This window comes from Trichococcus alkaliphilus, assembly GCF_003008695.1.
GTDB classification, from domain to species: domain Bacteria; phylum Bacillota; class Bacilli; order Lactobacillales; family Aerococcaceae; genus Trichococcus; species Trichococcus alkaliphilus.
The window spans coordinates 33,905-49,449 of sequence record NZ_PXZT01000012.1; the positions used below are offsets into that span (position 1 = coordinate 33,905).

The window sequence follows — 15,545 nt, forward strand, 5'->3', positions numbered from 1 at the left end:
TTGGCGCCGGAAGCTTTTAGAAAAACCTCAGGAATTGTTCAAGGAAAAGTCTCAATTCATTGTTATAGTTTACACAGCGCTCGCCCCGAAAGCATTAAGAAAAGGCAAGCACACAAGTAAACCGTGAAAAACCGCCGTTGTTTTGGTAAAATGGTTCTTTGATGCAGGACAGATCGATAAAACGATACTAGAGAGAAAAAGGGGTTTTGATTGATGAGCAAAAGAGGGTTTGAAGTCATCAGCAGTTATGCCGATAAAAACATCCAATTACCCAAGCGTGCAACGAAACACGCAGCAGGATATGATTTTGAAGCAGCCGAAGAAATCGTCTTGCCGGCTATCTGGAAGACGGTCGTGCAAAGCGCGGGATCGCACCTTACGGAACTATTCAACAGCGATAAAGATGAGGCGCTCGAAAAGAAAGAGCAGCTTTTGCGTCCGCTTTTGGTGCCTACTGGGATCAAAGCCTACATGCAGGAAGACGAATACTTGCAATTGACGAACCGTTCCAGCAATCCACTGAAAAATTTCATCGTGCTGCCGAACGGTGTGGGGATTGTCGATGCGGATTATTACAATAACGAGGGCAACGAAGGTCACATCTACTTCCAGTTCCTGAATTTCGGCTTGCGCGACAAAGTGATCAGCAAGGGCGACCGCATCGGCCAGGGCATCTTCCTGAAGTTCCTGAAAGCCGACCAGGATGAAGCAGAAGGAACAGAACGCACAGGCGGTTTCGGCTCGTCAGGACAGGCCTAAAAAGAAAAGCCAAATCGGCGGGTATTTGCGGATTGTTATACGTAGAATAGGCTTTTTGTGATAAAATAAGATAAGTTGGTTCATACTTGAAGGAGAGATTCATTTGGCAAAAAAAAATGCAGTGAAATACGTTTGTCAGGCTTGCGGGTACGAGTCGCCGAAATGGCTGGGACGTTGCCCGAACTGCAACACTTGGAACCAAATGGAGGAAGAACGGGAAGCGACGAAAGCAGTAAAGCAACAGCAGCGTTCCAATTTCAGCGGGAACGTACCTGAAGCGATCGCCATCCAGGACATTAAGACCGAGAATCTGCCGCGCGTCAAAACGCAGATGGAAGAAGTCAACCATGTGCTGGGCGGAGGCATCGTGCCCGGTTCGCTGATTCTGATCGGCGGCGACCCCGGCATCGGTAAGTCCACTTTGCTACTGCAGGTTTCGGCGCAGATCAACCAAGGCGGTCACCGCGTTCTTTACATCTCCGGAGAGGAAAGCGCTAGTCAGATCAAATTGCGGGCGGAACGGCTAGGGGTCAAGGGCACCGACTTCTACATCTACCCGGAAACGGATGTCGACGCGATCCGCAGCACGATTGAGCGGATCAAGCCGGAATTCGTCATCGTAGACTCGATCCAGACGATGATCCATCCAGACATCACGAGCACGGCCGGCAGCGTAACGCAAGTGCGCGAATGCACCGCCGAATTCATGCGGATTGCGAAGAGCAACGACATCGCGATTTTCCTCGTCGGACACGTGACGAAGGAAGGCGCCATCGCCGGACCGCGGATGCTGGAGCATATGGTGGATACAGTGCTGTATTTTGAAGGCGATCGTCATCATGCTTTCCGGATCCTGCGTGCCGTCAAAAACCGTTTTGGATCGACCGACGAAATCGGCGTTTTCGAGATGATCGAGGGCGGCTTGCGCGAGGTGAGGAACCCTTCCGAACTGTTCCTGGAAGAGCGGCTCGCCGGAGCATCCGGATCTGCAGTCGTTGCCTCACTCGAGGGCACGCGCCCGATATTGGCGGAAATCCAGTGTCTGATCACCCCGACAGTCTTCGGGAATGCCCGCCGGACCGCGAGCGGATTGGATTACAACCGGGTTTCCTTGATCATGGCCGTTCTGGAAAAACGGGCGGGCTTGCTGCTGCAGAACCAGGATGCCTACTTCAAATCGACAGGGGGCGTGAAGCTGGATGAGCCTGCCATCGACTTGGCAGTGGCGGTCAGCATCGCTTCAAGTTATTGGGACAGCGAGACTTCCGCGACAGAGTGCTTTATCGGCGAAATCGGCCTGACCGGTGAAATCCGCAGGGTGAGCCGGATTGAGCAACGCGTCAACGAAGCCCAAAAGTTGGGCTTCACGAAGGTGTATCTGCCGAAGAACAATATGGCTGGCTGGAAGCACCCGGAAGGGATCGAGATCATTCCTGTCGCAACGCTTCAAGAAACGCTGCGCAAAGTATTTCCGAATAAAAATTGATGACAGAAGGAAAGAGAGGGAAGCCTTTGAAACGGAAAATCATTACGGCCGTCTTCCTGATGGTGGGCGGCAGCGCTGGTATTACAGCACTGCCTTACCTGTGGGAATTAGCGGGCATACGAAACAATCTTTTCAATAATGTTTTTGTTAATTTTGGGGTTGGAGCACTTATATTTTATTTATTGTCATTTTTATTGATGAAATTGATTTTGGACATCATGCAAAAGATAGAAAATTATTTCAGCACCTTATCGGTAAGCTACATGCTGTTCGGTTCGATCGGAACGATCATCGGGCTTGTGTTGGCTTGGTTGATCGGCATCCCGTTGACATCACTGCGGATTCCGGTCATCAACGATGTGCTGCCGGCGATCCTGTCCTTGATCCTGGCCTACCTGGGATTCCGCGTGGGAACTACCCGGATCGAAGAATTCCGTAAACTGTTCGCAGCAAAACCGAAAAAACAGGAAGAAACACAGATGCTTGACCGCAAAGCGGATGACACTTTCCGCAAATACAAGATTTTGGATACGAGCGTCATCATCGACGGGCGCATCTACGATATCGCCAAAACCGGCTTCCTGGAAGGCGTCATCGTCATCCCGAACTTCGTGTTGCGTGAACTGCAGTATATCGCGGATTCCTCCGACAGCCTGAAGCGCGTCAGGGGCAGACGGGGATTGGACATCCTGAACAAACTCCAAAAAGAAGAGGATATCGTCGTGGAAAGTTACGACGGTGAATTCGAAGAGATTCCCGAAGTCGACAGCAAGCTGATCCGTTTGGCGAAACTGATCGACGGCATCGTCATCACGAACGACTACAACCTGAACAAAGTCTGCGAGTTCCAGAATGTTCCGGTATTGAACATCAATGCCTTGGCAAATGCCGTGAAGCCGGTCGTCATACCCGGTGAATACATGGTCGTCACCGTCATCAAAGTCGGAACGGAACGCAATCAAGGGGTGGCCTATCTGGATGACGGCACGATGATCGTCGTCGAAGAGGGACAGCATTACATGAACGAGACAATCGAAGTCGTCGTCACGAGTGCCTTGCAGACAGCTGCCGGCCGCATGATCTTCGCGAAGCCTGCGCATTCACAAAAAGGCATCAAATAGAAAATCCAGCACGACATAACCAGCTCCACAGAAAAGGGGATACTTCATATGACAAAGAAAATCCGCGTACGTTATGCACCAAGCCCAACCGGTAACCTGCATATCGGAAACGCCCGTACCGCATTGTTCAACTATCTGTTTGCCCGCCATAACGACGGTGAATTCATCATCCGCACCGAAGATACGGACCAAAAACGCAACCTTGAACACGGCGAAGAAAGCCAACTGCAAAACTTGGCATGGTTAGGGATGGACTGGGATGAAGGTCCGGACAAACCAGGTAAATACGGCCCGTACCGTCAATCCGAAAGACAGCATATCTACGATCCGTTGGTCGATCAACTGCTTCTTTCCAACCGCGCCTACAAGTGCTACTGCAATGAGGAAGAGTTGGAAACGGAGCGCGAACAGCAAAGAGCACGCGGGGAAATGCCACATTACGGCGGCAAATGCGCAAACTTGACGCCTTCCCAACAAGCTGAAAAAGAAGCACAAGGCATCACACCGGTCATCCGATTCCGTGTGCCAATCGAAAATACCTACACTTTTGACGACATCGTTAAAGGACCGATTACATTCGAAGCCAGCAGCGTCGGCGGAGACTACATCATCCGCAAACGCGACGGCTTCCCGACCTATAATTTTGCGGTTGCCGTGGACGACCACATGATGGCCATCACCCATGTCCTGCGCGGGGATGACCACATCGCCAATACACCGAAACAAATGATGATTTATGAAGCTTTCGATTGGAAAATACCTACTTTCGGACACATGACGTTGATCATCAACAGCGAAACAGGCAAAAAATTGAGCAAACGCGATGAAACGATCCTTCAGTTCATCGAACAATACAAAGACTTGGGCTACCTGCCGGAAGCGATGTTCAACTTCATCACGCTGTTGGGCTGGTCACCTGTCGGAGAAGACGAAATCTTCTCGAAAGACGATCTGATCAAGATGTTCGATCCGGAACGCCTTAGCAAATCGCCTGCCGCCTTCGACCAGAAGAAACTGGAATGGATCAACAACCAGTACATGAAGAGCGCCGACCTGGACACAATCGTAACTTTGGCCGCGCCTCACTTGGTGGCTGCCGGCAAATTGCCGGAAAAACCTACTGAATCGGACAGCGAATATGCGAAAAAGCTGATCAGTCTGTACCACGAGCAAATGAGCTATGCCGCTGAAATCGTTGCCCTATCGGAAATGTTCTTCGCCGATGAACTCAACCTGGACGCAGAAGCGCAAGAAATCCTGGCTGCCGAAACAGCGCCGACCGTACTTGCCGCCTTCAAAGAACAACTGCTTGCCATCGAGCCGTTCGAAGAAGCTGAAATCCTGGGCGCCATCAAAGCAGTCCAAAAAGAAACCAAGATCAAAGGCAAGAACCTTTACATGGCCATCCGTGTCGCCGTCAGCGGCCAAATGCACGGGCCTGAAATCGGCAAGACCATCGAAGTGCTGGGCAGAGAGAAGAGCTTGGCTCACCTGAACAGCGTATTGGATAAAATGTAGGACCGACAAAAAAGTATAGCAAAAGTGAGCTTATTCTATATAATAGATGGATAATCCAAAAAGGAGCATGAAATGACTTGAATAGATTACGCGAAACAATTCAAACCATAAAAGATCATGATCCGGCTGCAAGGAGTACGTTGGAAGTCGTTCTGACGTACCCGGGGTTACATGCCATTCTTATATATGATATTGCTCATTTTTTTTATAAGCGAAAATGGTACACCTTCAGCCGGGTGATTTCGCATCTAGGGCGTTTCTTGACCGGAATCGAAATCCATCCGGGAGCGACAATCGGCCGGCGTCTGTTCATCGACCATGGCATGGGGATTGTCATCGGGGAAACAGCCGAAGTCGGCGACGATGTCATGATCTACCATGGCGTGACCCTGGGAGGCACCGGAAAAGACACCGGCAAGCGCCATCCCACAGTCGGGAATAACGTGCTGTTGTCCGCCCACGTGCAGGTGTTGGGGCCGATCAAGATCGGCGACAATGCCAAAATCGGGGCATCCGCAGTCGTCGTCAGCGAAATTCCGCCTGATGTCACAGCGGTCGGCATACCCGCAAAGATCGTCCGTTACCATAACCATAAGCTGAAAGAAGACAAAACAATCGAATGATTAGCAAACGAAAAAGGGCGTCAGCCCTTTTTTCGAAGCTGGAAAGGAGTGCGCAATGTTAAAAATCTACAACACCCTGACGCGCGAAAAAGAAGAGTTCCAACCGATCCAAAAGAATAAGGTGGGCATGTACGTCTGCGGCCCAACCGTCTACAACTACATCCACATCGGCAACGCGCGCAGCACAGTGGCTTTCGATACCGTCCGCCGCTATCTGGAATACCGCGGCTATGACGTGAATTTCGTCTCGAACTTCACCGACGTGGACGACAAGATCATCCGCGCCGCAAAAGAAATGGGCATTTCCGCGAAGGAAGTCGCCGAAAAGTTCATCGCGGCCTTCTATGAAGACACTGCGGCGCTGCATGTCGAAAAAGCGACGCTGAACCCGCGTGTGATGGAAAACATCCCGGAAATCATCGCCTTCATCGGCGAATTGATCGAAAAAGACTATGCCTATGCGGCTGACGGGGACGTCTATTACCGCACCGGCAAGTTCAAGGACTACGGCAAACTGAGCGATCAATCGATCAAGGATCTGATCGTCGGCGCCAGCGAACGCTTGGATGCGGAAGAGAACATTAAGAAAGAAGATCAGCTCGATTTCGCGCTTTGGAAAGAAGCGAAGCCGGATGAAGTCTCCTGGGAATCGCCTTGGGGTCCGGGACGCCCGGGCTGGCACATCGAATGCTCCGTGATGGCGACCAAATACTTGGGCGACACCATCGATATCCATGGCGGCGGCCATGACCTGACTTTCCCGCATCACGAGAACGAAATCGCGCAAAGCGAAGCCAAAACCGGCAAAACTTTCGCGAACTACTGGATGCACAACGGCTTCGTCACGATCGGCGAAGATGCTGAGAAGATGAGCAAGTCGCTCGGGAACTTCGTGACGGTGCATGATATCCTGAAAGAAGTCGATCCGCAAGTCTTGCGTTTCTTCCTCGGAACAGCGCATTACCGCCGTCCTGTCAAGTACAGCGACAAGGCCATCGAAGAAGCCAAAATCAATCTGGATAAGGTCAAAATTGCCTATCAGAACGCCAACTACCGCCTGAAGGATGCCGTTTCAGCACTGCCTGAAGATGCCGAAAAACTGGTTTTGTTCCAGAATCTGCAGGAACAGTTCGTTACCGAAATGGACGACGATTTTCAGGCGGACAACGCCATGACGATCGTTTACCAGTTCGCGAAGGAATTAAACATCTACGCAGAGGGCGAAGCCGTTTCCGAAGCGGTCATCACCAAAGCACTTGCATTGTATAAAGCGATGGTCGGCGTCTTCGGCGTCGTGCTGGAGGAAGAGGCTTTGTTGGATGATGACATCCAAACGCTGATCGATGAACGGACACAAGCCCGTACAGACAAAAATTTCGCCCGCAGTGATGAAATCCGTGATTACCTGAAGGATCAGGGCATCATCCTGGATGACACTTCGCAGGGTACCAGATGGAGAAGAGTATAGTGACAGAACACAATTGGAGCTTATTGAATGGTCTTGCCTTGGCCTATGTCGGCGATGCCGCTTATGAGACCTATATCAGAACACATTTATTAGAAAAAGGGCACACCAAACCCAACCAGCTCCACCGTCGTGCGACTTTTTTCGTTTCGGCTAAAGCCCAAGCGAAGCTGATGCACGCGATGCTTGCCAAAGATGGCTTCCTGAGCGAAGAAGAAATGGACATGTACCGTCGCGGCCGCAACAGCAAGAGCCATACGATCGCCAAAAATGCGGACGTAACGACATACCGCATCGCGACCGGATTCGAGTCGTTGATGGGTTATCTGCATCTTTCTGGACAAGTGGCGCGACTGGAAGAGTTGATCCTTTGGTGTATCCAAGAAGTCGAGGAAAATAATTATGAAAAATAAACCGAACCGCGCGTTCAAGGACACCCGCAATGCACCGAAAAAGGGCAGACCGGAACCAAAACGACGCGATGATGCAGAAAAAGAAATACCCGAAAACGAAGACTTCGTGATGGGACGCCATCCGGTACTGGAATTGCTGCGCTCCGATCGCGATGTCAACAAACTGTTCATCCAAGACGGATTGGGCGGAGAAAAATTGGGCGACATCATCAAGCTGGCGAAGGACCGCAAGATCCAGATCCAAGCGGTGCCGAAGTCCAAGCTGGATACTTTGTCCGACAATGCCGTCCATCAGGGCATCATCGCCGCTACGGCCGCTTTCCAATATGCCGTGCTCGATGATCTGTTCGAAGCGGCTGCCGCCAAGAACGAAGATCCGTTCTTCATCATCCTCGATGGTGTCGAGGATCCGCATAACCTGGGTTCCGTGCTGCGTACCGCGGATGCCTGCGGTGCCCACGGAGTCATCATTCCGAAGCGCCGCGCAGTCGGCTTGACGGCGACCGTCGCCAAAGCATCGACAGGCGCCATCGAACATGTGCCGGTCGTGCGCGTCACGAACCTGCACCGCACCGTCGAAGAACTGAAGGAACGCGGTGTCTGGATCTACGCCACCGACATGTCGGGGCAGGATTACCGCCAGTGGGATACAACCTTGCCGTTGGCCATGATCATCGGCAACGAAGGCAAAGGCATCTCCCGCCTGTTGAAGGAATCCGCGGATGGTCTGTTGACCATCCCGATGGTCGGCCATGTCCAAAGTCTGAACGCCGGCGTTGCAGCCGGACTGATGATGTACGAAGTTTTCCGCAAACGCCACGTTTGATCTGCAGCGTCTGCGTACCCGAAGAAGCGAGGTGAAGGCCATGTTGAAGAAAGAAATCCTGATAGTGGACGGCTACAATATGATCGGCGCCTGGCCGGAACTGGTGAAGCTGAAGAACCAGGACCTCATCGAAGAGGCCCGGGACCAACTGCTGCAGGCGCTGTCCGATTACCAAAGCTATGAAGGGAATGAAGTCTGGTGCGTCTTCGACGCCCAACTCGTTCCCGGCCTCACGAAAGAATATTCCAAATACCGGGTGAAGGTCATCTTCACCGCACAGGGAGAGACTGCCGACACCTACATCGAAGGCGTCGTCAAAAAACTGCGCAACGTGCTGACCGAAGTCTACGTCGCCACTAGCGACCTGGCCGAACAGCAGCTCGTCTTCTCGAAAGGCGCCCAGCGCATCTCCGCCATCGAACTCTACAAAGACATCAAGCGCTCCAAAAAAGCCTTGGAGGGCGAAAGCCACCGCTTCCGTGACCAACGCCAGCGCGGCACCTGGTCGGATGACCAACTGGAGACCCTGCGGGAGATCTATAAGGATATGCTAGATTGAAGTACCCTGATAATATGAACACAAAGAAGAGGTCGTCTCGTTTTGAGGCGACCTCTTCTTTGTGGAATTGAGTTTACAATAGCGGCCCCGAAATCCGTCCTCAACTCCGGAGAAGGGACCGCCCACCGGAGTCAGTACCCCACAATAAGCCTTAACTTCTTTGAAGGCTATATCATCGGAGTATACAAGCAAAATATGGGCCAAACTCCGGCCACAACGTGGGAAATTCTATTTGGCATAGTCGTATGTCTGGGAAAGGGGAAATGAGAGGTACGCATGCAGAATTACAGGAACTGCTGACGACACACTTTAACAGAAGCGGCATATGTTGGATATGTTCGCTTTGGGTAAGGTATACTGTATAGAGGATTTAAATAATTTTTCGAAGATGCAGAAAGTGGGTAATGCTATTGAAAAAACAAACGAAAAAAATGATTGCCCCAATAGTGATTACAGTTTTAGTTATTTCCTATTTTATGTTCTACATGTGGCTGGGATTTGCTGAGTCTGGGGACATCCCTTTGCTGATGAAAATACTACTGATCGTTGTCCCCAGCGGATTAATTGTGTTGATGGTGTACCTGTTAATTGAAAGAGTGAATGAAATCAAGGAGGATGATGACGATGATCTTAGTAAATACTGATTATATAAGCGGAAAAGAATTTGAAATGTTAGGACTAGTTAAGGGGAGTACGATTCAGTCCAAAAACTTAGGGCGCGATATTTCACAAGGGCTTAAAACGCTAATCGGCGGAGAGCTCAAAGCCTACAACGAAATGATGAATGAGGCCAGGGCCATAGCAACAAAGCGGATGGTTGACGAAGCGACTGCGTTAGAGGCGGATGCAGTTGTAAACATTCGGTATGCTTCCTCTGCAATCATGCAAGGCGCAGCTGAAGTAATCGCATATGGAACCGCTGTTAAATTTAAATAAAACAGCATAAGAACACAAAGAAGAGGTCGTCTCATTTTTTCGAGGCGGCCTCTTCTTTGCGCTTATCGCAGGCTTTTTGGACGGAAAATCCGCCATCCGCTCGAAAACAGGCTACTTGGCAATGTCTTTCCGATAGTCGCTAGGCGTTACGCCCATCTCTTTTTTGAACACCTTCGTGAAGTAATTATAGTCAGGGATGCCTACATATGCGGCAATATCTTGAATGCTCATAGAACTGGAGTCAAGTAATTTTATGGCGTCATTGATGCGTAATTGGTTAATGTATCGGATCACAGTAGTCCCTACTTCTTTTTTGAACTGGCTGGAAATGTAGGGAGCGGATAAGTTGAATTTTTCTGAAATGCTCTTCAGAGTCAAGGGCATATTAAGATTGAATTCAATGTAATCCAATATTTTCCTTACTGATAGAGAGTACATGTTTCTGGATTTATTTTGGACAAGCAAGCAATACTCCCGGATCATTTGTTCATATAATTTATTTAACGCACTTTCTGAGTTGGTAAGTTCAATCATATGGAGAAACTTACTTGATATTTCATGTAAGTACACAGGATGTATTTCATTTCCTTCGACAGCCTTACGAAATAAGGTATTTGCTGAAGTCAAGTGGGATTTTTGATCTCTGAGTGTGTTTTTTAGGCGAGGTTCAATAGGCGAACTCATGAACCGCTCTGCTTCAACTAAGGCTTTTTCCCAATCTCCATTACGAATGTGGCTAAGAAGCTCTTTTTCTATCTTATAGCGATCGAATACAGCATCGAAATAAGCTTCAAAATTATCTTTAGGAGTATAAATATAATGATCTTTACTGGAAGTGGAAAAATCATGATATTTGATGGAGAACGGAGTGATGTCCTCTTTATTAATATAGGAGACGATATTTGAAATGATTGAAATAAGATGTAAGTTATTGTCTATCTGAGGAATCCCGAACAGGAATCCTTTTATATTTTGGATATCTGTTGCAGTCAGGTGATTGTTTTCAGTGATTTCATTCCAATAATCATCATTAATCGGGTTGTTGAAATAAGGACCTATGGCAACGATATCCTGTTTATCCACGAACGGAAAGAAAAAAATATAGCTGATTGAATAATTATCCGTTACAAAATAGAAAGTGTTTTTTTCCAGAGTCAACAGAAGGTCCTGCACTTGTTTGTACAATGTTTCAGAATCTTCAAGACTTTCTCGGAGAGATTGGTCAAAAGCGGATATATTAGGGTATGGAGCTATGAAATAATGAAAATTTAAATGCAGTGTATCCGAGAGAAGCTTTGTAATAAAATCGATCGTTGATGAATTCATTTCATTTCTCCTTAAAATCAAACTGTAACAGTAGTTTACTCCAGAATAGGGAATAAATAAACAAAAAAGGAAAATCACCTTAAAAACGTGCTAATTGAAACCGTTTTATTCTAATTGCATAGAAAATAACGTGCTATAGTATGGGAAATAAATGAATAATAGGTGATTAGATAAATGTTAACGAATCTCAAAGGAATGCCTTATGGATTATCGGATAAAGACATTGAGTGGGTAGAAGAAACAATAAACAATATGTCGATTGAAGAGAAAATTGGACAACTTTTCATTGTTTTAGGGAAAAGCAGTAATGAAGAATACATCAGAAACTTGGTGGAGAAATACCACATAGGGGGAGCTCGATACACTGAAAGGGATCCTCTTAAAGTCTTGCATCAAAATCGAGCGTTCCAGAAGTACAGTAAAACACCTATGTTTATTGCAGCGAATTGCGAGGATGGCGGCAGCAGTCTTTGCCAAAACGGCACGCAAGTTGCGACGCAAGCGCAATGTGGAGCGACTGCTACTCCGGAAGCTGCATACCGAATGGGAAATATCGGTGGAATAGAGGCTACCGCCTTGGGGTGTAACTGGACCTTTTCTCCGATTGTGGATATCCTCTTTAATTGGCGTAACACGATCGTTAATACCAGAGCATTCGGGAATGAAGCGGATCAAGTCTTGGAATTGGCAAAAGCAAACATTAAAGGCTTAAAAAACAGCAATATACTGACAAGTGCTAAACATTTCCCGGGCGATGGCGTTGAAGAAAGAGATCAACACCTGGTGATGGGGATCAACGATCTGACATGTGAAGAATGGGATGCCAGTTTTGGCAAGGTCTATCGGTCACTCATAGAAGATGGACTGGAAACGATTATGATTGGCCACATTGCACTTCCTGCATACAGCAGAAAGTTACGGCCAGGCATCCTGGATGAAGAGATTATGCCAGCTACATTAGCGCCTGAAATCACAACTGATTTATTGAGAAAACAATTAGGTTTCCAAGGGCTTGTAGTAACCGACGCTTCTCATATGGGCGGCTTGCTGAGTGCTAAACCAAGAAATGAACAGCTTCCATATGCGATTGCAGCGGGATGCGACATGTTTTTGTTCATGCACGATGAAGAAGAGGATTTCCAATACATGCTGGATGGATATGAAAAAGGCATCATTTCTGAAGAGAGATTACAGGAAGCCCTTGAACATATCCTAGGGATGAAGGCAAAGCTAGGATTGCACAAAATGAAAGCGGAGTCTCTGGAAGAGGCGACGACGAAATTGACGCAAATCGGCAGTGCAGAGCACTTAGCGGTGGCAAAAGAAATTGCGGATGAAAGCATTACGCTTGTCAAGGATACACAAGGATTGCTGCCGATCGATGTACGTGAGAAAAAAAGAGCTATGCTGTATTTTCTTGAAAGTGCCCCCGTTTCTTATGCTGACGGGACAGACAAAGCCAAGAAAATCGTGATTGAAGAACTGGAAAAAGCTGGATTTCAGGTTGACGTGAATGATTCGTTTTATGATCTTGAGCAAAGAGAACGCTCACCATTCAATAAATTTAAAATTATGGCTATGCCCACAGTCGAATCTTTCAAAAAGCAATACGATGTCGTCTTTGTGTTTGTCCATATGAAAGGCTATGCCCAAGAAAATAATGTACGGGTGAAATATTCAGCGCCACATTCTAATGAATTACCTTGGTGGATCAACGAAGTTCCTACGGTTTGTGTTTCCTTAAGCTATACAAATCATTTGTATGATTTACCCATGATGAAAACATTCATAAATGCTTATGGACCAACCAGAGCATGCATTCGAGCCACAGTCGAGAAGATAACTGGTCAGTCGGAATTTAAGGGCAAATTTAATGAAACCGTGTGGTGCAACAGCTGGGACACCAGATATTGATACAGAAAGGAAGTTGCAGAAATGTCTAAACAAGGAAAAACATTGCTTGAAGTAAAAAATATGTTTAAAAGCTTTGGGCCTACGATTGCCTTAAAAGATGTGAATCTGACTATAAAAAGAGGCCAAATCCATGGTCTGGTCGGCGAAAACGGAAGCGGTAAGAGTACCGTGACCAGTATTGCATCCGGATTGCAGGATTGCGATAGCGGGGAAATGATTTACCTAGGGAAAGCATGGCATCCGGAAAGCATGATCCATGCACGGGAGCAAGGCATGAGCATGATCCTTCAGGAAGCAAATACGATCAGTGATGTAACCGTAGCAGAGAATCTCTTTGCTGGAAAAGAAGCGGAATTCACTAACTTGGGTATGATATCCAAAAAGAAAATGGTTCAAGCAGCTGATGAACTCTTGCAAACATTTGATATCGAGCACATCAAGGGAGGTGACAGCATAAACAGCTACAGCTTTGAAGACCGAAAACTGATTGAAATCTGCCGTGCAGTAACGGATGAAACACAGCTGTTAGTTGTTGATGAAACAACTACAGCCTTAAGCCATATCGGGAGAGCATTGATCTACAAGCTCATCAACAAAATGGCGGCTGAAGGAAAAGCTGTCATATTCATCAGTCACGACATGGATGAAATCATTGAAGTTTGCAATATCTTGACAGTATTGAGGGATGGAAGCATCATAGGGACGCTGGAAAAAGAAGAAATGGATCCAAAGAAGATCCGTTACATGATGGTAGGACGTGAGATTGGAGAAGCTTACTACAGAGAAGATTACGATCCATCCCACTCCGGTGAAGTTGTATTGGAATTTAAGAATGCATCCTTTAATGAAATAAAAAACTTTAATCTAAAATTGCATAAGGGTCAAATCTTAGGCCTGGGCGGATTATCAGGTAGCGGCATGCGGGATGTAGGGAGAGCGGCTTTTGGATTGGAACGACTGAAAGAAGGCGCAATCGAATGTAAAGGAAACCCCATCGAGGGCATTATGTCCGCGATCGACAACAACATGGGCTACATCTCAAAAAATCGCGATCGGGAAGCGCTGATTGGAGAAGGCTCAATTCGAGACAACATCATTATGCCAAGCATTCGAGGACTGTCCGGAAAGATGATGTATTTATCAAAAAAAGCATCCACAAAAGTGGCCCAGCACCAAATTGATGCTTTCAGCATAAAATGCAACAACGAGAACCAATACGTTTCAACGTTATCTGGCGGCAACAAGCAAAAGGTTTCCTTCGCAAAATGGATGGCAAAAGACAGCGACATCTTCATCATGGATTGCCCGACTCGCGGAGTGGATATTGGCGTTAAACAATTTATGTATCAATTGATCAGCCAAATGAAAGCGGATAATAAGGCGATATTGATGATCAGTGAAGAATTGCCGGAACTGATCGGAATGTGCGATCAGATAATTATTATGAAAGACAATGAAGTCAGCGCCAACATTACACGGGACAAGGATCTGAAACAGACCGACATCATTGAATACATCATTTAATGGCGTCTTTTGGGAATTACGAAAGGAGATAATTATGGAAAAACCAGCAAATAAATCGAGTGGAGAAAATCATATCGAATCGGCGGACTTTCTTGGTCTAATGAAAAAAATCAAAAAGTGGGATTGGCTAAGTATTGTTCCTTACTTAGGCTTAGTGTTAATCCTAATCGTTTTTAGCTTTACGTCCAACGGGAACCTATTTGGAGCTTATAATGTCAGCATTGTGGTGCAACAAACGGTCGCTTTGGCTATTGTTTGTTTGGGAGGGGTATTTGTATACTCAATGGGAAATTTGGACATCTCGATTGGAGCCACAATCGGTCTCTGCACACTGATTCAAGCGATAATTTTAAATGCCACAGGAAATCTTTTCCTGGCGTTTATGGCCGCCTTGCTCTTAGCCCTGTTTTTTGGATTAATAAATGGAGCGGTGAGTTCTTGGTTAGGTCTCCCTTCTGTCATCACTAGTTTGTTCCTGATGTTTATCGGAACGGGCGTTCAAACGATCATAACTCTGCAAACCAATACAATCAGGACCAGCTTTGATTTTTCATTCTGGAAGAACATGTATGTTCAAATCGGAGCATTGGCAATCATGTTCGCTGTCGTGTACTACTTATTCAATTACACGCGTCTAGGAAAATACACGAGCAGTATTGGTGCAAATATAGAATTTGCCAAACAAAGTGGTGTGAATGTATTCAGAAACAAAATATATGCGTATCTCATCATGGGAACCTGCGTAGCGATAGCTAGCCTGTTCATTTTAGCACGGTCGGGAAGCTCTTCCCGTGTCACGGGTGCAGGGTATCATATGGATGTTATGGTGGCGTTGATCCTCGGCGGAATGCCTTTGTCAGGAGGGATGAAGAGTAAAGTGAGTGCTGCTCTGATCGGTTCATTTTCCTATATTCTTTTGACAAATGGGCTTACCCTATCCGGTGTTGCTGCAAATAATGTTCCGCTGGTGAAGGCATTGATCTTTGCTGTCATCGTGATCATAACCAGCCGCAAGAAGGGAGTCGTGTTACCTAGATAACTTTCTTCTATTAAAAGTTCGGAACTTTTCAAAAAA

At 47.1% G+C, this 15,545-nt stretch carries 15 protein-coding genes; 14 read left to right on the forward strand and 1 reads right to left on the reverse strand.

The features are described 5' to 3' along the window. Window positions 1-213: 213 nt before the first annotated feature. The 11 genes from C7R73_RS10135 to C7R73_RS10190 all read left to right on the forward strand — a co-directional run bounded on the left by C7R73_RS10135 (window position 214) and on the right by C7R73_RS10190 (window position 9,706). Complete coding sequence (locus C7R73_RS10135; protein WP_106450409.1) at window positions 214-759, forward strand: dCTP deaminase/dUTPase family protein; 546 nt, start codon at window positions 214-216, stop codon at window positions 757-759. A 103-nt stretch (window positions 760-862) separates the two neighbouring features. After that, on the forward strand, window positions 863-2,245 hold the full coding sequence (radA, locus tag C7R73_RS10140; protein WP_106450410.1) for a DNA repair protein RadA: 1,383 nt from the start codon (window positions 863-865) through the stop codon (window positions 2,243-2,245). A gap of 26 nt (window positions 2,246-2,271) precedes the next feature. Beyond that, the gene (locus tag C7R73_RS10145; RefSeq protein WP_106450462.1) at window positions 2,272-3,366 is read left to right on the forward strand and encodes a PIN/TRAM domain-containing protein; all 1,095 of its coding nucleotides are present in this window, start codon (window positions 2,272-2,274) and stop codon (window positions 3,364-3,366) included. A 48-nt stretch (window positions 3,367-3,414) separates the two neighbouring features. Next, a complete protein-coding gene (gene gltX / locus C7R73_RS10150; protein ID WP_106450411.1) occupies window positions 3,415-4,884 on the forward strand; it encodes a glutamate--tRNA ligase in 1,470 nt (489 codons plus the stop codon). A gap of 77 nt (window positions 4,885-4,961) precedes the next feature. Next, on the forward strand, window positions 4,962-5,507 hold the full coding sequence (gene epsC / locus C7R73_RS10155) for a serine O-acetyltransferase EpsC (RefSeq protein WP_106450412.1): 546 nt from the start codon (window positions 4,962-4,964) through the stop codon (window positions 5,505-5,507). Between the two features lie 55 nt (window positions 5,508-5,562). Next, window positions 5,563-6,975, forward strand: coding sequence for a cysteine--tRNA ligase (cysS, locus tag C7R73_RS10160; RefSeq protein ID WP_106450413.1), 1,413 nt, complete (start codon window positions 5,563-5,565; stop codon window positions 6,973-6,975). Further along, window positions 6,960-7,385 (forward strand): Mini-ribonuclease 3, encoded by a 426-nt coding sequence (locus tag C7R73_RS10165; RefSeq protein ID WP_106450414.1) that lies wholly within the window; start codon window positions 6,960-6,962, stop codon window positions 7,383-7,385. The genes cysS and C7R73_RS10165 overlap by 16 nt, the downstream gene beginning before the upstream one ends. A 109-nt stretch (window positions 7,386-7,494) precedes the next feature. Next, entirely contained in the window at window positions 7,495-8,211 is a 717-nt protein-coding gene (gene rlmB / locus C7R73_RS10170) for a 23S rRNA (guanosine(2251)-2'-O)-methyltransferase RlmB (RefSeq protein ID WP_239992621.1), read from the forward strand. 43 nt (window positions 8,212-8,254) lie between these two features. Beyond that, window positions 8,255-8,770 (forward strand): YacP-like NYN domain-containing protein, encoded by a 516-nt coding sequence (locus C7R73_RS10175; protein WP_106450463.1) that lies wholly within the window; start codon window positions 8,255-8,257, stop codon window positions 8,768-8,770. 410 nt (window positions 8,771-9,180) lie between these two features. After that, window positions 9,181-9,414, forward strand: coding sequence for a hypothetical protein (locus C7R73_RS10185; protein WP_153060391.1), 234 nt, complete (start codon window positions 9,181-9,183; stop codon window positions 9,412-9,414). After that, entirely contained in the window at window positions 9,395-9,706 is a 312-nt protein-coding gene (locus tag C7R73_RS10190) for a YbjQ family protein (protein WP_106450418.1), read from the forward strand. Before C7R73_RS10185 ends, C7R73_RS10190 begins: the two co-directional genes overlap by 20 nt. 111 nt (window positions 9,707-9,817) lie before the next feature. Here C7R73_RS10190 and C7R73_RS10195 read toward each other — a convergent pair whose 3' ends face one another. After that, window positions 9,818-11,032, reverse strand: a complete 1,215-nt coding sequence (locus tag C7R73_RS10195; protein ID WP_106450419.1) for a helix-turn-helix domain-containing protein — start codon at window positions 11,030-11,032, stop codon at window positions 9,818-9,820. A 174-nt stretch (window positions 11,033-11,206) separates the two neighbouring features. On the opposite strand from C7R73_RS10195, the gene C7R73_RS10200 reads away from it, so the two are divergent. From C7R73_RS10200 to C7R73_RS10210, 3 genes are read left to right on the forward strand one after another with little or no spacing between them, the layout of a single operon-like run. Beyond that, complete coding sequence (locus tag C7R73_RS10200; RefSeq protein WP_106450420.1) at window positions 11,207-12,946, forward strand: glycoside hydrolase family 3 protein; 1,740 nt, start codon at window positions 11,207-11,209, stop codon at window positions 12,944-12,946. Window positions 12,947-12,967: 21 nt separating this feature from the next. Further along, window positions 12,968-14,470, forward strand: coding sequence for a sugar ABC transporter ATP-binding protein (locus tag C7R73_RS10205; protein ID WP_106450421.1), 1,503 nt, complete (start codon window positions 12,968-12,970; stop codon window positions 14,468-14,470). A 34-nt stretch (window positions 14,471-14,504) separates the two neighbouring features. Beyond that, complete coding sequence (locus C7R73_RS10210; protein WP_106450422.1) at window positions 14,505-15,509, forward strand: ABC transporter permease; 1,005 nt, start codon at window positions 14,505-14,507, stop codon at window positions 15,507-15,509. The last annotated feature ends 36 nt before the right edge of the window (window positions 15,510-15,545 follow it).